Here is a 19922-nt window from a genome sequence, read left to right on the forward strand (position 1 = left end):
CATCGTGACGCGGTAGGTTGACCGCATGGCTCGTCCTCTCATCCGCCGACCGCTCACCGACGGATGGCGGGTGCACGCGGCATCCGGCCCCGCCCAGGTGTCCAACGCGATTTCTGCCGTTGTCCCCGGTGTCGTTCACCTCGACCTGATGCGCGCGGGGCTCATCCCCGATCCGTATCTCGACGACAACGAGTCGGCTCTCGCCTGGATCGGCCTCGTCGACTGGACGTACGAGACGACCTTCGCGCTCGACCCCGATGATGGCGAGCATGAGCAGGATGCCGCGCGACAGACCCTCGTCTTCGACGGGCTGGACACGGTCGCGACCGTCATCGTGAACGGACACGCGCTCGCCGAAGTCGCGAACCAGCACCGCACCTACCGGCTCGACGTCACCGACATCGTCACGGCGGGGCAGAACCGGCTCACCGTCGCCTTCCGCAGCCCCGTGCGCTACGCCAACGCGCAGAGCGTCGCGCTCGGAGCGCGCCCGGGGCCCTACCCTTCGCCGTTCGACGCGATCCGCAAATCAGCGTGCAGCTTCGGCTGGGACTGGGGGATCGCAACCGCGACGAGCGGGATCTGGCGTGAGGTTCGTCTGGAGTCCTGGTCGATCGCACGCCTCGACGAGGTGCGCGTCGTGGCGAGCCCGGACGGCGAAGGCGGCATCGTCCGCGTTCACGTCGGCCTCGAGCGCGCCGCCGACACCGATCTCGAACTGACCGTGCGAGCGGCGGGTGCCGAGCAGACGGCGTGCATCGCGGCATCCGCATCGTCCGCCGATGTCGAACTCTTGATCAGCGATGTCGAGCGCTGGTGGCCGGCGGGTCACGGCGCCCAGCCGCTGTACGACGTCGACGTGATCCTGACCGCCGAAGGTGCGCCGCTCGACACCGCGACGTGCCGGGTCGGCTTCCGCGACCTGCGCTGGGACACCGAAGCGGATGCCGCAGGCACGCCGTTCACGCTGATCGTCAATGACCGTCCGATCTACGTCAAGGGCGTCAACTGGATTCCCGACGACGCGTTCCCGAGCCGCGTGGACCGCACCCGCTACCGTGCCCGCCTCGAGCAGGCGAAGAACGCGAACCTCAACCTCATCCGCGTATGGGGCGGCGGCATCTACGAGTCCGAGGAGTTCTACGACCTCGCCGATGAGCTCGGACTGCTGGTCTGGCAGGACTTCCTGTTCGCCTGCGCTGCTTACGCCGAAGAGGAACCGCTGCGCGGCGAGATCGAGGCAGAGGCCCGCGACAACGTCTCCCGCCTCGCGCACCGCGCGTCCCTCGCGCTGTTCACCGGGAACAACGAGAACACCTGGGGCTACGAGGACTGGGGGTGGAAGGCACTGCTCGACGGCAAGACCTGGGGCGCGCACTATTACTACGAGCTGTTCCCGCAGGTCATCGGTGAGATCGCTCCGCACGTTCCTTACGCGCCGGGGAGCCCGTTCAGTCCCGGCGGCGGCTGGGACGGACACCTGCAGACCGGGCCTCATCCGAATGACGAGCAGCACGGAACGATGCACCTGTGGGAGCAGTGGAACCGGCTGGACTGGCCGACGTACCGCGACCACCGCCCGCGCTTCGTCGCGGAGTTCGGCTGGCAGGGACCACCGGCATGGACGACCGTCACCCGCGCGATCAGCGACGACCCGCTGACCCCTGATTCACCAGGGATGATCGTGCACCAGAAGGCGATCGACGGGAACACCAAACTCGCCGCAGGACTCGTCGCGCACTACCGGGTCCCGGACGACATCGAGAGCTGGCACTGGGCTATGCAGCTGAATCAGGCGAACGCGGTCGGCTGTGCGCTGGACTGGTTCCGCTCGCTCGCCCCGCACAACTCCGGCGCCATCGTCTGGCAGCTCAACGACTGCTGGCCGGTGACCTCGTGGGCGGCGATCGATGGCGATGGTCGCGAGAAGCCGCTGCTGTTCGCGATCAAGAACGCGTTCGCCCCGCGTGTGGTCACGATCCAGCCTGCGGCTGACGGGCTGGATGCTGTGCTGAGCAATGACACCGACGACGAATGGGGCGGCGATCTCGTGCTGCGCCGAGTCGGCTTCGATGGGCTCGTGCGCACAGCGCATACGTCGCCGGTGACGGTCGCACCCCGATCGACCATGCGCGTCCAGATCCCTGCGGATATCGTCGCGGCCGAGAATGCGGCATCCGAACTGCTCCTGGCCGAAGCATCCGGAAACCGAGGCCTCTGGTGGTTCGCCGAGCCGCGCGATAGCGCGCTCGCCGCCCCCGGACTCACCGCCGAGGTGGCCCGCCGCGACGACGGCTCGCACGATGTGACGATCGCGGCAGGTGCGCTGACGCGTGATCTCACCCTGCTGGTCGACCGACTCGCCCCCGACGCGACGGTCGACCGCGGGCTTGTCACGCTTCTGCCCGGTGAGCAGGCCGTCTTCCGAATCACCGGCGTCGCCGAGGTGGATGCCGCAGCCGTGCTGCATCCGCTCGTGGCGCGCTCGGGCAACCAGCTGGTGGGCAGTGTGTGATTACGATAAAGTAATCGATTGAATCCGATTACGAAATCAGCATCAAGGCGGCGATATGCAAGCGATCATCACTTCACCGGCGGACCTCGGCCGTCTGGTGCGCCACACTCGTGAAACTCACGGGCTGTCGCAGCGCGAGCTGGCCGAGCGCATCGGTGTCACGCAGCGATGGCTCTCAGAGTTGGAGTCGGGCAAAGGCAAGCAGATCAACGCACGCTACTTCGCCGTGCTTGATGCGCTCGGCATTCGATTGAGCGCGAGCGTCTCAGATGACTGACACGCTTGTCGTTCGCCTGGAAGGCACGCAGATCGGTGAGCTCCATCCCACGGGACTGTTCACCTGGATTCCGCAATGGAACACTCTTGCCCCTCTGAACTCGCCTGTGCTGTCGCACTCGATTCCATTCGGGGCGTCGGATGCTGATGTCTCGCCTTTCTTGGGTGGGCTGCTTCCAGAGGGTGCGGGGTTGGAGCGGCTGGCTCGCGAAGCACGAATCTCCTCCCGTGATCTGTTCGGCCTTCTCGCAGAAGTGGGAGCCGACGTCGGCGGCGCTGTCACGATCGGAGAACCTCGGCCGCCGATGGACCCGGTAGTCATCGAAGAGGATGAGTATGAACGCATCCTCGAGCGTGCAGCGGGGTATTTGCGTGGCGCGAATGTCGGCGGTGGCGGATCCGCGGCGACGGGCGTGCAGCCGAAAGTCGCACTCACCTGGGATGCGAGCCGGGAACAGTGGCTCATCGGTCGCGGAAGCACCCCCAGCACGCACCTCCTCAAGCCCGTTCCGCTCGAGCATGCCGACCGGATCCGTGCCGAATCACATCTCAATGAGATCGCCCGGCAGATCGGCCTTTCCACGCACAGCACGCGACTGGAACCGGCAGGCGACCGGCTCGTTCTGGTCGTCGAGCGGTACGACCGGGTGCGAGTGGGCGCCGACGTTGGTCGCCTCCACCAGGAAGACGCTGCACAAGCGCTCGGCCTGGCGTGGGGTGGCAACGACAAATATGAGTCAGTCAACCCCCGTGCGTCCCTGCGTAACATCGCACGACTGCTTCCGCACTCAGCGTTGTCTGCAGAGGCTTCCGAGCGTGAGCGGCTCCTCGCACTGACGGTCCTCAACGTTGCCGCAGGAAACACTGATGCTCACGCGAAGAACCACTCATTTCTGCTGCCGGACCTCCGCGGAGCCTTCGAGACTCGCGGTGAGCGCGCTACTCTCGCTGATGCTTACGACGTCGTACCGCAGACACTCTTCGATCCAGAGTTCTCGCCTCTTTCGCTGCGTATCAATGGGAGATCTGTTCTGTCGGACGTGACCGCGTCGGATGTCGTCGCCGAGGGTTCTTCATGGGGCATTGCTCCATCGCGTGCCTCCGAAGTCGTCTCCTCCACGTTGCAGAGCATTCTCCGGGCCGTGGAGACACAACCGACCGTCGATCGATCCACCGAGCGCACCACGCAGTTGTTGCGCGAGCAGTCCGAGAATCTCCTGCGCGGCGACCGTGCGTGGACGCGCGCGCTGCCGCCGGCGATCGCCCTCTGAGCGGCTTTACGGACCTGAACGCTGATCGTGTGGTCCATGCGCTTTGCATTTTCCACGTGGCAAGTTACAGTGGATCGCTCCCGTGACCCGAACGCGGGGGCGTCAGACGCGCGGCGACGCTGCCGCGAGAGAGAATTTGATGAGCATTCTGGCCCCCGTGCGCCCGCAGACGACCGATCGTCGACTCCTCACTTGGCTGTTCGTCATGAACGCCGCGCTGCTCACCTGCTACGCGGGCTTCATGGTCATCTTCATCCCCGACCAGGTGCAGCAGATTGATCCGGCGAACAAGGTCGGCAACCTTGCGCTGGTTATGACCGCGGCATCCATCGGTGCGATCATCATCCACCCGCTGATCGGTGCGTTCTCCGACCGCACGCGCAGCCGATTCGGCCGTCGCGCACCGTGGATGGTCATCAGCGCCGCCACCGCGGCGCTCATGATGGTGCTGCTCTCCGGTGCCGGAGAGCTCTGGACGCTCGGCGTCTACTGGATGCTCGTCATGCTCGCACTCAACGCCGTCGCGACAGCGCAGGCAGCTATCGTGCCCGATCGCTTTCCCCGCGAGCGGTTCGGCACGGCATCCGGCATCCTTGCGATGGGAACGTTCGTCGGCATGGGGCTCGGCGTCGCCGGTGCCGGCTTCTTCGCGAACAGCATCGGCATCGGATACGCGACCTTCGGCGGAATGATCCTCGTCGTGACGCTGCTGTTCACGATCTTCAACCGCGACTTCTCGTCGAAGGATCTCGAGCGTCCGCCGTTCCGCTGGAAGGAGTTCTTCGCGAGCTTCTGGGTCGCCCCTCGGCGGTATCCGGACTTCTGGTGGGCATTCGCCGGACGCTTCCTGCTGATCCTGGCGTACCAGAGCGTGCAGTCGTACCTGCTCTACATCCTGCGCGACTACGTCGGCGTCTCGGATGCCGATTCCACCGCCCTAAGCACTCCGCTGACCGCGGTGATGCTCGTCGGTGCCCTGGCGACCGCCTTCCTCACCGGCAAGATCAGCGACCGGATGCAGCGGCGCAAGGTCTTCGTGATCGTGGCATCCATCATCATGGCGGGATCCCTCGCGATCCCGCTCTTCGCGCCGAGCGTCGCAGGGATGTTCGCCCTCGCCATCACTTTCGGGCTTGGGTACGGCATCTACATGAGCGTGGACTCGGCCCTTATGAACGAGGTTCTGCCCAAGGCCGAGGCGGCGGCGAAGGACCTCGGCATCCTCAACATCGCCACGACGCTCCCGCAGGCGATGACGCCGGTGATCGTCTGGGCCCTGATCGCGATCACGGGCAGTTACACCGCGGTCTTCATCGCCGGTATCGTCTTCGCGCTCGCCGGTGCGCTGTCGGTCGTCCCGATTCGGAGCGTGCGATGAGCGAGCGTGCGATGACGCTGTCTGCGATGAGCCTGTCTGCGCGGGCGCGGCCCGACGTGCACGACCGCGAGATCACCTCCCGCGTCCGTCTGGTCGACGAGCGCGGACGGCTGGATGAAGCATCCGTCGGCTGGGCCCGGCACCAGCTGCACGACACCGACGGCATCGGTCGCGGCTCGTACGGCTGGGGGCGCAACAAGCGCTGGGAGTACTGGGGCATCGTCACTCCGACCCACATCTTCGCGCTCACGATCGGCGGCCTCGACTACGCGAACGTCCGTCAGGTGTGGGTACTCGATCGTGCGATGCTCACCGAGATCGATGCCTTCGAGATCTCCCCGCTCAGCCGCGGACTCTCCCTCACCGGAACGCACGGCACCGGCGTGAACACCTCACGCGGGCGTCGCGTCGAGCTGCGATTCGTGGATTCGGATGCCGGCACGAGACTGCGCGCCCGTACGCCGCGCGTGCAGGTCGACGTCCTTGCCGCCACCCTGCCGGGCCACGAGGCGATGGGGATCGCCTCGCCGCACGGACGGATGCTGGTGGATTACACCGTCAAGGACGCCGACCGCCCGACCACCGGCACGATCTCGATCGACGGTGTCACGTACGACGCGACCGGCTTCGCGGTGCTTGACCACGCCCGCTCCCGCACGCCCTACGTCACCAACTGGAACTGGGGAGCAGCCGTCGGCGAGGTCGACGGACGTCGGATCGGAATCAACTTCGGCGGCGCAGACCCCGACGGCATGCCACTGAACGGCGTCTCGCACACCGGTGTCACGATCGACGGCCGGGTGCACAAGATCCCGATCGGCCTTCGATGGGAGTACGACCGTCAGGACTTCATGAAGCCCTGGCACCTCCGGAACGCACGGATGGACATCACCTTCACGCCGTTCTTCGAGCGGCACGCGCGCACGAACTTCCTGGTCATCTTCAACGAAGCGCACCAGTGCTTCGGCACGTTCACCGGCCGCGTGCTGACCGATCAGGGTCAGTGGGTTTCGATCGATGGACTCGAGGGCTGGGTGGAGGACGTCCGCAACCGCTGGTGACCGGCCCGGTACTGTCATGGCATGAGTGATCTCGACTTCTCCAGTCTCATCGCGGCGCAGCGGGCCTACTACCTGACGGGAGCCACGCGGTCCGTCCATTGGCGCAAAGCGCAGCTGCACGCACTGGTGACGATGGTCACCGAGAACAGCGAGGCCATGTACGACGCGCTCTGGAAGGACCTGCGTCGAAACCGCTATGACGCCGACCTCATGGACGTGGCGTACAGCGCGAAGGAAGCACTGCATGCGTTGCGGCACATTGACGCATGGATGAAACCGGAGCGGGCGGCGGCGCCGGTGGTGATGGAGCCGGGATATACCGAGGTGCGGCGTGACCCGCTCGGGGTGACGTTGATCATCGGCGCGTGGAACGAGCCGTTCATGCTCACCCTGGCGCCGCTCGTCGCCGCCATCGCCGGGGGCAATACGGCGGTGATCAAGCCGTCCGAGGTCGCGGCAGCATGCTCCGCGGTCGTCGCCGACATGATTCCCCGGTACCTGGACCCCCAGGCGTTCGCCGTGGTCGAAGGGGCCGTCCCGGAAACGACCGCTCTGCTCGAGCAGAAATGGGACATGATCTTCTTCACCGGTGGACCTGCCGTTGGCAAGATCATCCACCAGGCGGCCGCCAAGCAGCTGACCCCGGTCGTGCTCGAGCTCGGTGGCAAGAACCCCACCATCGTGCACTCCTCGGCCGATATCCGCACGGCCGCTCGCCGGATCGCGTACATGCGGTACATCAACGCGGGGCACATCTGTACAGCGCCGGACCACGTGCTGATCTGGCCGGAGGTGAAGGACGAATTCCTCGGGCACGTCAAGGAGGCGATTCGGGAGTTCTACGGAGAAGACCCGCAGACAAGCCCCGACTTCGGTCGGGTGATCAACGAGCGGACCTTCGACCGGCTCGCCGGATACCTGACGAACGGCACGATCGTCGCGGGTGGGCAGACCGATCGTGCCGAGCGATACGTCGCGCCCACGGTACTCGTCGACGTGAGCGTGGACGATCCGGTGATGAAGGAGGAGATCTTCGGTCCGATCCTTCCCGTGGTCGAGGTCACCTCCGTGGACGAAGTGATCGACTGGGTCAATGGCCGCCCCGAACCACTCGGACTGTATGTCTTCAGCGAGGATCATCACGTGACCGAGCGCATCCTCGACGCGACGGAATCAGGGGATGCTGTCGTCAACGACTGCGCGCTGCAGCCGCTGATTCCGGAGCTTCCGTTCGGTGGCGTCGGCAACTCCGGGATGGGCAAGTATCACGGACGGTTCGGCTTCGAGGCGTTCACCAACGCACGTGGCGTGCTCCACCACAGCACATCCGTCGATCCGCGGATCAAGTACCCGCCGTACGGCACGCACAAGGGGCTCCACGACGCGATCGGGCATCTGGCGCCGTAGGCGTCGTCAGTTCTCCGGCGGCTCCATCGGCAGCTGCGGGCCGTGGTTCCAGGCCAGGATCGCGGGCTGCTCGCGGTCGTAGCCGAGTACCGAGACGGATCCTGCGCCGAATGTGATGGATGCGCCGAATCGCGGTGCCTGGCGCAGAAAGACCGCGGCGAGGATGCGCAGATAGTGCCCGTGGGCGACGAGTGCGACATCACCGTCGACCATCGCAGGGAGCACGCGGGTCAGTACACGCGACGCGCGGGCCGCGACCTCTTCGACGGTCTCGCCGGGTGTCTCGCCGCGGATCACTCCGTGCGTGAACGCCGACCAGTTGTAGCCGAGTTCGGCGCGAACGTCCTTCGTCGTCCGTCCCTCGTATCCGCCGTAGTCCCATTCGATCAGGAGTGGATCGACGTCGGCATGGAGCTCGGCGAGCTCGGCGGTGCGGCGGGCGCGCTGCAGGGGAGAAGTGAGCACAAGCCGGAAGTCGTAGTCGCGCACCAGTTCGCCGGCCGCGCGCGCGAGCTCCTCGCCGTGCGCGGTCAGCGGCACATCGGTGCGCCCGGTATGCCGTCCCGTGCGTGACCACTCGGTTTCGCCGTGCCGGAGCAGCACGAGCTTGCCCTGCGGGTTGTCGGGGGCGGGTCGGTCGGGGAGCGGGTCAGTGGCATCCACAGGGCAAACCTACCGATTCCTCAGCGCCGCAGCAGCTGCAACCTGCTCGCCATGCGGAATGCGTCCGGGCGCTCAGTCGTGCCGGCGAGGAACGCATCGAGGCCGCTCGGTGACACGAACGTCACCGGGACGTCCGCGTCGACGAGCACGTCGACGGCGTTGATGAACCGCTGCTGCGCCTGAGCGTCAGCATCCGCGAAGGCCGGGATATCAGTGATCACCCAGCGCGGGAACGACTGCGCCCACTCCAGGTATTCGATCGTCGAGGTGGGCGTCTCGCACAGCTGCGCGAAAGAGATCCACAGTTCGTCAGGACGGGCGGCGAGTACCGGGAACTCACGGTCGCGCACGCGGGCGACGGTTGCTTCGCGAGCATCCGGAAGCGCGGCCGACGTCGTCCACGAGCCGCTGGCGAACCCGCTCGAGTGATCGTGCGCGAGAGTTCGGTAGTCGGTCGGGCCGTCGAGTTCGAAGGTATCCATGTGAGCGTGGATCAGCGCGATCCCCGGCTCGAACAGATGGTGCCAGATCGGGTTCGGCAGCAGGTCGTCCGGGGCGTAGTTTGACGTCGCGATGACCGTGATCTCCTGCCGGAACACGTGCTCGAGCAGCCGTGTCAGCAGTCGTGCATCGCCGGAGTCGTGCACGTGGAACTCATCGAAGAACAGCACCCGACTGCGACCGGTGACGTCGTCGATGGCCTGCGTGACAGCATCCGCTTCGTCTCTGTCTTGCCGGAGGCGTCGGTCGTGGATGCTGCGGTGCAGAGCATCCAGGAATCCGTGGAAGTGCACGCGGGTCTTGCGTGTCGTCGGAAGCGACTCGAAGAAGGCGTTCGCAACCCACGACTTGCCGCGGCCGGCAGGTCCGTGGATGTAGAGGCCGCGGGCGTTCGAGGTCGGCGCCGTGGCACGCGAGAGAGCGTCGACGAGCGCACGCTGATCGTCGTCGAGAGTGGATCTTGTCACGGACGGACGCGAACGGTTCGCCCTTCGACCGTGACCGTGTCGCCGTCATGCAGCTGACGGCCGCGGCGACGGTCGATCTCGCCGTTGACCTGCACGTATCCGTCGATGATCATCTCTTTGGCATCTCCGCCGGAGTCGAGGAGCCCTGCGAACTTCAGGAACTGTCCGAGCCGGATGACCTCGCCGCCGATGGATACGTCTTCGATCGGGTCGGAGTTGCTCATGTCTGAATCGTACGTGACAGCGTCGTGTCAGGATGATGGGATGACCCACATCCGTCGATTCCGTGAGACCGACCGCTCCGATGTTGCCGAGATCTGCCTGAAGACCGGCGATGGCGGCCAGGATGCGACCGGAATGCACGGTAGCGACGAACTGCTGGCCGATATCTTCGCGCTGCCGTACGTCGACCTCGAGCCTGCGACCTGTTTCGTCGTGGACACGGGGGAGCGGGTGTCGGGGTACATCGTCGCCGTTGCCGATACGCGCGCTTTCGTGGAGCGCTACCGCAGCGAGTGGCTGCCCGCGTTCTCATCGAAGTACAGCGACCTCGAGCCGTCCAGCATCCTCGACATGGGTCTGGACCCGGACCGGATGATCATCGACGAGCTCGCGGAGTACCCCGCCCACCTGCACATCGATCTGCTGCCGGAGTTGCAGGGTCAGGGAATGGGGCGAAAACTCATGCGGACGCTGCTCGCCGAGCTGCGCGAGCGCGGCGTGTCGGGGGTGCACCTCGGGGTTTCGCCGAGCAACACGAACGCCGTCGCGTTCTACACGAAGCTCGGCTTTCGCCCGTTGCCATCGGATGCCGGAGCGGGCAGTCTCCTCGGCATCCGCACGGACGCCGTCATCTGAAAATCTCTCAGTCTCAGACGAACCGGATCGTCTGCTGCAAGCGGGTGCGCACGTCGAACAGCTCGTTGCCGCCGATGTCGCGCACGCCGGGCACGCCCTGGCGCAGCACCATGCTCAGAGCGCTTCGGCGCACGACGACGACGGGAGTTCCGCGGACCTTGCCCAGTGACGTGACGGCCTGATCGAGGTCGTCGTCGGGCAGCACGATGATGGCGCCGCCGAAGCGCACCTTCGCGGCGCGCGCGATCACGCGCATGCGGGCGAGGAGAGTGGCGACGGGGGCCCGGCCGGCGATGCCAGGGCCGATGATCTCGCCGCGTCGGAATCGTACGACCTCGGCGAAGTCCTCGGACATCACCCCGTACAGACCGGACGGGCTGAGGATGACGTGGTCGAGCTTGTCTGCGTCCCCAGAAAGCAGAGGGTCGGCGCTGGTGGCGACATCGTGCCAGACCGTGAAGCCCATCCCGAGGTCGGATACGGTTCCTGCCGTAGCCTCCTCGGCGAGGGCATCCGCCAGCAGTCGACGCACCTCGAGCGGTGCGGAGCGCACCAGAGCCGGGTCGTAGGGGTCGGGAACGTCGACGCCGACGCCCGCCCATTCACGGATGAGGGCGAGGTAGCGTTCGCGGCGCCAGCCGCCCGGATGCCCGTACGCGCGCGCCTTCGGCCGTGTGTCGGTGCGCGGCGCGGGCGCGCGCCAGCCGCTCCAGCTCTGTTCCGCGCCGGTCGTGGTGGTGGATGCTGCGCCGAGCCCGTGGCCCCGGTCGTAGGCGGTGCGCGCCTCCGGCGTCCCGATCAGTTCCCACGCCCGCTGCACCTGGATGAACGCGCTCGCGTCGCCGCCGGCATCCGGATGGGTCTGGCGCAGGCGAAGCCGGAATGCGCGCTTGATCTCCTCCGCCGTGGCGGCAGGCTCGACGCCGAGCACCTCGTAGGCGGAGGCGGAGAGCGGGCTGTCGAACATCACTCCCTATTCTCGCCGGTGCTTCCTATGCGAGGGTCGGGCATGATCGTGTCGATATGCGGCTTGGCGTTCGCCTGCGCGCGCCACCAGACGAAGAATCCGACCGCGGTGAAGACGCCGTAGAACACGTACATGAAACCGGTGGCGTAGTACCCGGCGCTGAACAGTAGTGGGACGCCGACGACGTCGACGGCGATCCAGATGAGCCAGAACTCCGTCCAGCCCTTGGCCATGCCATAGGTTGCCAGCAGCGAGCCGACGAAGGTCCACGCATCCGCCCAGACCGGCTCATAGGACCCGAGCACTCGGAAGAGGGGAGTGAGGGCGATCGTGCCGATCACGAGGACGAGGATGAGACCGATGCGCGCGCCGTTCGACGCCCAGCGCGGGGTTACCTGGCCGGTGTCGGAGGTGGCCTGTCGCCAGCGGATCCACCCGTAGATCGCGACGGCGATGAACATCACCTGGCGGCCGGCCTGACCGAGCAGGTTCGGCAGCGAGTGGTCGGGGTTGAGGATGGCCCCGAGGAACACCGTGAGCAGCAGCAGGTTGCCGACGATGCCGACCGGCCACGCCCAGATCTTGCGGCGCATGCCGCCGAGGGCGCTGGCGAGGCCGAAGACGTTGCCGACGACTTCGCGGATGAGGAGCGTCTGTCCGCCCGGCAGCATCCACTGCGAATTGAAGAGATCGACCAGCCATCGCAGGACGTCCATTGTTCCCCCTGTGCTTCTCCCATCCAGACTGTGACTGTCGGTACCGGAATTCCACCGGTTCAATCGCTGCCGGAAGGGCTGCGAGTCGCGGACTTTGACCGCCGGTTCGGAGTTTCACCGATCCCGGAGCACGTGTGCGTGTTCGGTTAGAACTTACCGGATCGTGGTCAGGCCCGAGACCGACAGATCGAAGTGATCGTCCGGTGCTGGCGGGTCGCCGACTGGCCGGTCGACGTAGCAGGTGCGCATGCCCGCATCCCGGGCTGCGCGGAGATCCCACGCGTGCGCTGCGACCATGAGGATCCGGTCAGCGGGGCGGTCAGCGATTTCGATCGCCCGGCGGTACGGCTCCGGCGCGGGCTTGTAGGCGTGCACGTCATCGGCGCTCACCGCGGCGTGCCAGCGGAGGCCCGTGTGCGCGGCGAGATAGAGGAGCGTGGTCGGTGCGGCGTTGGACAGGGCCAACACCGGGAAGCGGGCGCAGATGCGCGTGAGCTCGGTGACGGAATCCGGCCAGGGTGGGAGTCGGTGCGATGCGGAGGCGAGGCGGCGGCGGGCGTCGGGATCCGTGGCCGCGGGCAGGTCGATATTGGCGGCGAGGCCGAGGACGATATCTGCTGCTTCGGCGTCGAGCTCTTCGGAATCGACATATGGCCGGGCGCCATCCGCGATGCGCGACTGCTGCTCCGCGATGTGCCGCTGCCAGTGCTCGGCGAGTGCACTGATCGTTTCTGCGCCCGCGGTCGGGAGAGTTTCGTGGATTGCCGTGCGAATCCCGGTCGGTTCGTCGACAAGCGTGCCCAGGATGTCGAAGACGATCACGTCGATGTCTGGTAGCTGCAGCGTCATGACCGACCCAACCGTCGTGGGCCGTCATCTGTTCCGCCGGGCGGACCTGTCGGCACAGCCGACCCTTCAGGCTGATCGCCGACTTCGGAGGCCGCATACGTGCCCGGCTCCTTTCACCACGTGGTCCACGCGGGTTCCCGTGCTCGTTCGATATCGAGCGCATCGTCCACGGCGGCGTAGTCGAGGTGAGGGGAGCGCCAGAGCCCGTGTGGATCCCACCAGTTCGGTCCGCGGATCTCGGGCCTGCCACCGCGCATGCGGATGAGCCAGTGCCCCTCATCGAGGGTGCGATGGTGATGCCAGCACAGGGGGACCCCGTTGCGGACTATTCGTTAGTCTGACCTTATGGAATTGGTGCGTGCGGCGGCGGTTTACGCGAGGGTGTCTTCGGATCAGACCGGGCAGCAGTTGGCGGTGACCCGGCAGTTGGAGGACTGCCGCAAGCTTGCCGCCGAGCGCGGTTGGGCGGTCGCGGAAGAGTACGTGGACAACGATATCTCCGCGTTCAGGGGCAAGCATCGTCCGGCGTATGAGCGGATGTTGGCCGACATAGCGGCGCGGGTGCGGGATGGCGTGGTGGTGTACAACACGGACCGGTTGACGCGACGCCCGATCGAGTTGGAAGAGTTCACGCTCGTGTGCGAAGCGGCCGGTGTGCGGAGCTTTGCGACGGTGACCGCGGATATCGATCTGGGCAACGATGATGGCATGTTCATGGCGCGGGTGTTGGCGGCAGTGGCGGCGAAAGAATCGGGGCGGAAGTCGGAACGACTCAGGCGTAAGGCTCAGCAGAACGCGGAGGCGGGGAGACCGAACGGCGGGCATCTGCGCCCGTTCGGGTACGAGTCAGACCGGGTGACGGTCAACGAGGCGGAGGCGGTGCTGATTCGTGAGGTAGTGGACCGGTTCCTCGCGGGCGAGTCGTTGCATTCGCTGGCCGTCTGGATGGAATCCACCGGCGTGCCAACGACCGGGGGAAGGCCATGGCACACGTCGACGTTGCGGCAGATGCTGATCTCCGCACGGATCGCGGGGTTACGGTCGCACAAGAGTGTCGTCGTCGGCCCTGCCGTGTGGGAGCCGATCATCACGCCGGAGCAGCGTGAGCAGGTGATTGCGGCGGTCGAGCGCAAGCGGGTGTCTGGTCGGCGGGTGCCGCGCCGATATTTACTGTCGGGTTTGCTGCGCTGCGGCAAGTGCGGCAGCCGCCTGTATTCAGCTCGCCGTGAAACGACCCGCCGGTATGTGTGCTCGTCGGGTCCGGACCACCGGGGGTGCGGGAAGCTGACCGTGGTCGCGGAGCCGGTCGAAGAGTGGCTGGCGGCAGCGGCGCTGTACCGGCTGGATACCCCCGAGCTGACGGACAGGGTCGCCGGGCGCACCGATGCGGATGAGCGGCTGAGTACGTTGACGGCACAGTTGCAGGCCGCGCAAGCGAAACGTGAGGAACTCGCGTCGATGTGGGCGGCGGATGAGATCTCCCGCACCGAATGGAGCGCGGCGAGGGCGCCGATCGAGGCCCGGATCGAGCAGGCCGAGAAAGAGTTGTCGCGGCTGCGGAGCACCGACTCGTTGGCGACGCTCGTGGGGCGGGGCAAGGAGCTGGAGGCCGAATGGGAGGCGCTGACGTTGGCACGTCAGGTCGCGATCATCCAGGCCGTGCTGGACTACGCGACGATCCTGCCCGGCACACCCGGCACCCGCACCGTCGACCCGAGCCGAATCGTCCCCGAATGGCGGGACTGACCCTGCGCTGAGGCGACCCGTGACCTTTATGCACTTCGGCTACGAGAAGTGCAGAACGATCCAGGCAACGAAGGTGACCGATTCAACGATGCAGAACAACAGCCACGCATCGAAGAGGTTTAGTGAGTGCTCGCGCTGTCCGCAGCGGTGCAGGAATCGACCGGCTCGACGGTGGCCACGAAGCTTTGAATGGTTGTCCAATGCCCAGCACCATCGTCCGTCTGTCCAAAGCGCCACCCCCGCGGGCAGTAGCCCTAGGCAGATAAGCATGGCTGCGCTCCACAGGTCGCCAAGGGGTGCGAGCGTGTTAGTGCCCGCCAGGTAGGTGATGCTGAGGAGGGGCAGGACCATCGTCGCTACCGCGAGCGCCCAAGGGCTTGCAGCTCTGAGAAGTTGTCGCCAATTGCTTGCCGACTTAGGATTGCTCGCCTCTATTGGCTGTGGGTAGACGAACGCGGGGTGGCGGCGCAGGCCGAGTCGGCTCACGATGTTCGTGTCGCGCAGGTTTTCGACACCAGCTCCCCAGGTCGTGGCGGCGGTCCGATGCGCTATCTCACTGTCTCGCTCATCTGTGGCTACGGCAATGCGCTCCCGCTCACGTACCGTCTCACTCTCTGCGCGTGCGGCACGACTCGCAGCGGCCGCTGCCGTGAGTTCCAACCCACGGATCTTTTCCTGATGGACGCGCCTTGCTTCCGTCAGTTCCTGCTCTAACTGCGTTTGCTGTTGTTCGGCGGCCTCTCGTGTTCGCACGAGGTGACGAATGTGTTGGTCCCACGCGTTGGTGCCGGCCCATCCTCTTCTTTCTCCGGCGATGGGGTGATTCTGGACTCCTCCCTCCATGAATCTCTCCAGAAAATAACCCAAGCCGAATGGTTTCGCTGGCGTGAGGCCGCGTGTGCCGAACGTGAAGACGCCTGCGTCTACGACGGGGAAGACGCCGCCTACATCGATGACGCCACGCGTCGGTGGCTCCTCCAGGAACCGGATTCCGACGGCATTCGCCGTGTCCACCCAGCTGCACCCAAAGGTGATCCACAACACCTCGGTGTTCATTTCCTGCCGCGCAAGCTGTCGTCGAGCCGCCTTGAAGTCATCGACCTTGAGCTTGTCGAGCTCAACTCTGATCGCAATCCTTCGGCTACCGGCGTGGGTCAGCAGGTCTATCCGCTCCCCGTCCGTCACCGGGTCTACTTCGACTTCGTACCCGAACTGGTGGAGATACTCAGCGATCAGATTCTTGAGGAGCTTCTTCCACCCGGCACCGCGTTGCGTTGATTTCACCGACTCGCACTTGTCTACAGCGTTCGCGCCGTCCGGTCTCGGCGAGTGAACGAGGATCGGTCTTGCAGCGGTGATCTTCTTGGGCAGCATCCGCGGATTGACTGCCCCCAGGCAGTCTAGGCAAGATAGGCCATCTCGTGGCAGCCCCTGAAATCCGTGCCAGCGTTCGTATTCGCCGGGCGTGCGTATGTCGATCACCCCATCACCAGGACCCAGGGCGCAGACCATGTTGGCGGGTGTGGGCCAGAAATCCATGTAGCACCTCCGGGTTGGCGATGTAGACCGCAGCGCCCATGTAACTGGGGACCTCCGACACTCCGAGCTTAGGGAACAGCTGGTACCCACCCCTAGCTGCCCAACGGTGTCTTTCCGCTATCGCTGCCGCTGGTCAAGAGCGTGGAAATGTTCGCGATGACGACCGGGTTGGTGATCTTCACCGAGACCCCTTGTCGGGCACAGGATTCGTGCACCCAGGCGGCCAGAGCGGTGCGGTCGATGTTCTCGAAACTCATCCCTCACCGCCGCCGTCACCGTCGGGGTCGATAGGGGCCACGGGTGTAGAGGTGTCGTCGAGCTGCCGGGCAGCCCATAACCCTTCGCGGTGCTTCAGCGCGGCGGTGACGGCGAGGTAGCGTTCCCCAGCGCTCTTGTGTCCGGCCCGAGCGAACGCCCATTCTGTATCGGCAGCATCACCGGGTTCTGTTTCAGCGTCGCCACGGATACTTCGGTGTCGGGCTGCGGCGGCTTGTTCGTATGCGGCGCGGACGGCGCGGAGCGCTCCCATGGTTGTGGAGTAGCGGCGGGATTTGGTGGTGATGTGTCCGCGGTAGCCGAGGGTATGCAGCCAGGTCACCATCGCCGCGTACTCGGGGATCTCTTCAGACAGGTTCACGATTGCGTGTAGGAGCGTCCGGACATGGTCTGACACCGCGAGGTGGTCGATGGCTGCGGGCGTGAGTCGGTGCGGGGACAGCCCGGCGTCAGCGACGGACTTGGTGACGTACTTGGCCAGGTAGCCCGCGACCTTCCGCCCCAACACGGCACCATCCGGGTCGCCGGTGGTGTCGGTCAGAATTTGAGTATTGATCTGGTGACCGAATCGGAGCGTGCGTATTTCTCCGCCGGGCGCGAGTACGTCCAGGTGGACGCTGGCGGCAGCGCGCTGAACCAGCACGGACAATTGCTCACCACTGATCGCTTTGACTGGAGGGGTCGGCGTTCCTGTTCGGGTGGCGGCGTCGAGGCGGATCACCGTGTGAACGTGGGGGATGCTGCGGGTTTGCATCTCGACGACTTTCACAAACGAGACCCGAACCCCAGCGCCGTGCTCCGTGCGGAGGACACGGCGGAGGGTGCGGGTGAATCGGTCCCATAGCGCCGGGGTGTGCCAGGTGGTCAGGACGTGGGCGGTGTAGTCGTAGCAGTCGCGGCACAGTGGTAGCCCGAGGAGTTCGTCATCGCCCTGATGCACGAGCAGGCAGGTCGCTGCACGTCGGTGTCGGCACGTCCCGTCGGGCACGGGATGACACGGCCGGGATGCGCCGTTGTCGTCGGCACGGGTGGAATGCACAGCACCAAAGCCGGGTGCGGTCAGGGTGGCGAACACGGCGGGGTGATCCGCGACGGTGGCGGGTACGATGTCGTTGCCGCCGAGTCCAGCATGGACGAGATGCCAGGTGTCTCCGGCGTACAGGTCAGAGCACGACGGGCACACCGTGGCGCGGCGGTTCTTGCACCGAGCGTAGATCAGGCTCGTCCCGGCGGGGTCCTGCCGGGTCAGGTGGATCGGATGGGCGCAGTACCCGGATGCGGTAACCCGCGCCCACCATGCCGGATAGGTGGAGGAGGAAGCGCGGGTCAGAAGCTGCGAGATCAGTTCCGGGTCCATGTCACCGAATGATGAGTTGGTGTGCGCCGTGGGGTTCATTGTCGCCTCCTCCCTCTGTTCGTGATCTGTCTCGGTCAGAATCCTGGGGTGGCGGTGTCGTCCGGCTCGGCAGGGGTTGCGCCGCTGTCCTCATCGGTAGGCGCTGGCCGGTACCCGGCGGCGAGGGTGTCGATATCGGCGTCGGTGACGTGGAACGCGCGGACGCGGGTGACCGTCGTGGTGCCGTCCTCGCAGATGTACCCGATGCCGGGCAGAGAGTCGCTGATCTGATCACAAAGCGCTCCAGCTTCACGTGCACCAGCGCCGAGGACCATGCCGACCTGGGTAGCCTCGGCCAGGCGTAGCCCGATACGGGTGGGGAAGAGTTGCCGCATCGCCACAATGTCTTTCGCAGGGTCTTGGACGCAACCGATCACGTTGACGCCGACCGCGCGGCCCTGAGACAGGATCAAGCCGAGGATCTGGGTGATTTCGGCGGCGACCTTCCGGTCTGTCTGGTAGGCGGTGAGTGAGGCGAGTTCATCGATCACGAGCAGGATCAGCGGCTCCGAGATGGTGGGAACGTGCTGGCGGGTCACCCCGCGGAGCCGTTCGGCACGCTCAGCGAGGATCGTCGCGGCGTCATGCAGCAGCGTCAGTGTCTGTTCGGTGGTGTCGTACGCGAATCGGGCGAACAGTGCGGTGCCGCGTCCGAATTCCATCCCGCCTTTCGGGTCGACCACCCAGGCCTGCACGACACCGTCTCTGATCAGCGGGGCAAGGCCGGTCAGGAGAGACCAGACGACGCTGCCCTTCCCAGAACCCGTTGCTCCAGCGATCAGCAGATGCCGTCCGATAACACGCACCAGCCAGGGTGTGCCGGATTCGGTGACACCCACCGGGACCGCTTCGAGGTCCACGAGTTCGCTCGGCGCGGAGACGCGGATCGGTTCGGCGAGGCTGTCGGCGTGATGAACGGTTATGAGCACTCTGCCAGGGCCCGCCGCGGTCACGTTGACCGTGTTCGCTCCGAAGGAGTGGGCGAACGCATCCGATTGGCCTGCCCAGTCCGCGACCGTCTGGCCCGGGATCAGTTGCACCAGCAACTCGTCTGCGGCGTACCCGATGCGGATCTTGCGGAGCCGGGGTATGACGGGCTGCCCATCCAGTGGTGTCGTCAGTCCATGCAGGGCACACACGGCAGCCCATGGGTGACGGTAGACGCGGTGTCTGCGGCGTCTCGTCCAGATGCGAAACGACACCAGATGACGGAAAGAGCCCGGCCACACAAGCCGCCACAGGACCAGGACGACGATAGTGACGGCGACGACAGCCAGCGCGGAGGCCCAGCCGTGCACGATGAGGACGTACACGGCGGTCAGGGCGGGGAGGCTCAGCATCGGGAAGAGGATCGCCCACCATCCCAGGAGCAGGACGCGGCGGGTAACGAACCATGTCAAGCGGAGGGCGGCGACGATGACGATCTCCACCAGAGAATCGTCATTGCTGCTGTTGGCGGGTTGGCGGGCAGTGGATTGAACCATGAGATTCACAATCTCCAAGAGAGTCGGCGGTGAACGAGAAGGGGTGCCGGTCAGGCAGGCGAGGCAGAGCGCCCCGGGTATGCCTGACCGGCACAGCAGGGTTAGTCGCCGGTCTTGACCGGACGCGCCCCGGCGGGAGCGTTGACGGCGCGGATGGAGGCTGCCCGGTACGCGACTCCGGAACGGTCACCCTGAGCCCACGGGATCGCCACGAGCCGTTCGATGGCGACCGGTGACCCGGTAGTCAGGTTTCCGGGTTCTCCGGCGACGGTGACGGCGAGGACTTCACCGCCGGATGCGTCGAGGGCGGCGACTTGTACCTGCCACAGCGGGAGGCCCGTCTCCCTGTCCATTCGCACCGCCCCGGTGTCGCGATCGGTCCGCTGCTCGGCGATGCGGGTACACAGGAATGACACCCCGTCGGTGTTGATCATCAGCTTCATGTTGATGCTCCTTCTGGTCTGCCCGTCGATCCCGGATGGGATCACTTTGGGCTGCCTCCAGCACACCGCGAACCCCCTTTCGCGGATAAGTGGCACCGTGTAGCAAGCC

The 19922-nt window shown here is 65.8% G+C and carries 19 protein-coding genes and 1 riboswitch; of the genes, 8 read left to right on the forward strand and 11 right to left on the reverse strand.

The window, feature by feature from the left end:
* The first annotated feature begins 25 nt into the window (after positions 1-25).
* The 6 genes from ACTIAO_RS07865 to ACTIAO_RS07890 all read left to right on the forward strand — a co-directional run bounded on the left by ACTIAO_RS07865 (position 26) and on the right by ACTIAO_RS07890 (position 7908).
* A complete protein-coding gene (locus ACTIAO_RS07865; protein ID WP_441905732.1) occupies positions 26-2515 on the forward strand; it encodes a glycoside hydrolase family 2 protein in 2490 nt (829 codons plus the stop codon).
* A gap of 55 nt (positions 2516-2570) precedes the next feature.
* Positions 2571-2792 carry a helix-turn-helix domain-containing protein gene (locus ACTIAO_RS07870; RefSeq protein WP_441905733.1) on the forward strand — a complete coding sequence of 74 codons (222 nt, stop codon included), beginning with the start codon at positions 2571-2573 and terminating at the stop codon, positions 2790-2792.
* On the forward strand, positions 2785-4062 hold the full coding sequence (locus ACTIAO_RS07875) for a type II toxin-antitoxin system HipA family toxin (protein ID WP_441905734.1): 1278 nt from the start codon (positions 2785-2787) through the stop codon (positions 4060-4062). The genes ACTIAO_RS07870 and ACTIAO_RS07875 overlap by 8 nt, the downstream gene beginning before the upstream one ends.
* Before the next feature lie 139 nt (positions 4063-4201).
* On the forward strand, positions 4202-5440 hold the full coding sequence (locus ACTIAO_RS07880; RefSeq protein WP_441905735.1) for an MFS transporter: 1239 nt from the start codon (positions 4202-4204) through the stop codon (positions 5438-5440).
* On the forward strand, positions 5437-6501 hold the full coding sequence (locus ACTIAO_RS07885; RefSeq protein ID WP_441905736.1) for a DUF2804 domain-containing protein: 1065 nt from the start codon (positions 5437-5439) through the stop codon (positions 6499-6501). The genes ACTIAO_RS07880 and ACTIAO_RS07885 overlap by 4 nt, the downstream gene beginning before the upstream one ends.
* A 21-nt stretch (positions 6502-6522) precedes the next feature.
* Positions 6523-7908: an aldehyde dehydrogenase family protein gene (locus tag ACTIAO_RS07890; protein WP_441905737.1), complete on the forward strand. Its 1386-nt coding sequence runs from the start codon at positions 6523-6525 to the stop codon at positions 7906-7908.
* 6 nt (positions 7909-7914) lie between these two features.
* Here the strand turns inward: ACTIAO_RS07890 and ACTIAO_RS07895 are convergent, their stop codons facing one another.
* From ACTIAO_RS07895 to ACTIAO_RS07905, 3 genes are read right to left on the reverse strand one after another with little or no spacing between them, the layout of a single operon-like run.
* Positions 7915-8571, reverse strand: a complete 657-nt coding sequence (locus tag ACTIAO_RS07895) for a histidine phosphatase family protein (RefSeq protein WP_441905738.1) — start codon at positions 8569-8571, stop codon at positions 7915-7917.
* Between the two features lie 20 nt (positions 8572-8591).
* Positions 8592-9539, reverse strand: a complete 948-nt coding sequence (zapE, locus tag ACTIAO_RS07900; RefSeq protein WP_441905739.1) for a cell division protein ZapE — start codon at positions 9537-9539, stop codon at positions 8592-8594.
* The gene (locus ACTIAO_RS07905; RefSeq protein WP_441905740.1) at positions 9536-9763 is read right to left on the reverse strand and encodes an RNA-binding S4 domain-containing protein; all 228 of its coding nucleotides are present in this window, start codon (positions 9761-9763) and stop codon (positions 9536-9538) included. The genes zapE and ACTIAO_RS07905 overlap by 4 nt, the downstream gene beginning before the upstream one ends.
* Positions 9764-9803: 40 nt before the next feature.
* Between ACTIAO_RS07905 and ACTIAO_RS07910 the strand changes: the two genes are divergently transcribed.
* Positions 9804-10397 (forward strand): GNAT family N-acetyltransferase, encoded by a 594-nt coding sequence (locus tag ACTIAO_RS07910; RefSeq protein WP_441905741.1) that lies wholly within the window; start codon positions 9804-9806, stop codon positions 10395-10397.
* A 13-nt stretch (positions 10398-10410) separates the two neighbouring features.
* Here ACTIAO_RS07910 and ACTIAO_RS07915 read toward each other — a convergent pair whose 3' ends face one another.
* The 3 genes from ACTIAO_RS07915 to ACTIAO_RS07925 form a co-directional block, all read right to left on the reverse strand.
* Entirely contained in the window at positions 10411-11364 is a 954-nt protein-coding gene (locus ACTIAO_RS07915) for a J domain-containing protein (protein WP_441905742.1), read from the reverse strand.
* Positions 11364-12080 carry a nicotinamide riboside transporter PnuC gene (gene pnuC, locus ACTIAO_RS07920; RefSeq protein WP_441905743.1) on the reverse strand — a complete coding sequence of 239 codons (717 nt, stop codon included), beginning with the start codon at positions 12078-12080 and terminating at the stop codon, positions 11364-11366. Before pnuC ends, ACTIAO_RS07915 begins: the two co-directional genes overlap by 1 nt.
* A 7-nt stretch (positions 12081-12087) precedes the next feature.
* Positions 12088-12215, reverse strand: a riboswitch (FMN riboswitch).
* Between the two features lie 18 nt (positions 12216-12233).
* Positions 12234-12929, reverse strand: coding sequence for a haloacid dehalogenase type II (locus tag ACTIAO_RS07925; RefSeq protein ID WP_441905744.1), 696 nt, complete (start codon positions 12927-12929; stop codon positions 12234-12236).
* Between the two features lie 345 nt (positions 12930-13274).
* On the opposite strand from ACTIAO_RS07925, the gene ACTIAO_RS07930 reads away from it, so the two are divergent.
* On the forward strand, positions 13275-14675 hold the full coding sequence (locus tag ACTIAO_RS07930; protein WP_441905745.1) for a recombinase family protein: 1401 nt from the start codon (positions 13275-13277) through the stop codon (positions 14673-14675).
* A 39-nt stretch (positions 14676-14714) separates the two neighbouring features.
* On the opposite strand, the gene ACTIAO_RS07935 is transcribed toward ACTIAO_RS07930, so the two are convergent.
* The 5 genes from ACTIAO_RS07935 to ACTIAO_RS07955 all read right to left on the reverse strand — a co-directional run bounded on the left by ACTIAO_RS07935 (position 14715) and on the right by ACTIAO_RS07955 (position 19813).
* A complete protein-coding gene (locus ACTIAO_RS07935; RefSeq protein ID WP_441905746.1) occupies positions 14715-16214 on the reverse strand; it encodes a hypothetical protein in 1500 nt (499 codons plus the stop codon).
* A gap of 92 nt (positions 16215-16306) precedes the next feature.
* On the reverse strand, positions 16307-16471 hold the full coding sequence (locus tag ACTIAO_RS07940) for a hypothetical protein (protein ID WP_441905747.1): 165 nt from the start codon (positions 16469-16471) through the stop codon (positions 16307-16309).
* A complete protein-coding gene (locus ACTIAO_RS07945) occupies positions 16468-17886 on the reverse strand; it encodes a replication initiator (RefSeq protein WP_441905748.1) in 1419 nt (472 codons plus the stop codon). The genes ACTIAO_RS07940 and ACTIAO_RS07945 overlap by 4 nt, the downstream gene beginning before the upstream one ends.
* Positions 17887-17921: 35 nt before the next feature.
* The gene (locus ACTIAO_RS07950) at positions 17922-19370 is read right to left on the reverse strand and encodes an FtsK/SpoIIIE domain-containing protein (protein ID WP_441905749.1); all 1449 of its coding nucleotides are present in this window, start codon (positions 19368-19370) and stop codon (positions 17922-17924) included.
* Positions 19371-19471: 101 nt separating this feature from the next.
* Positions 19472-19813: a hypothetical protein gene (locus tag ACTIAO_RS07955; protein ID WP_441905750.1), complete on the reverse strand. Its 342-nt coding sequence runs from the start codon at positions 19811-19813 to the stop codon at positions 19472-19474.
* Positions 19814-19922: the final 109 nt, after the last annotated feature.

The organism is Microbacterium sp. (assembly GCF_052099035.1).
In the GTDB taxonomy this organism is placed as follows: Bacteria; Actinomycetota; Actinomycetes; order Actinomycetales; family Microbacteriaceae; genus Microbacterium.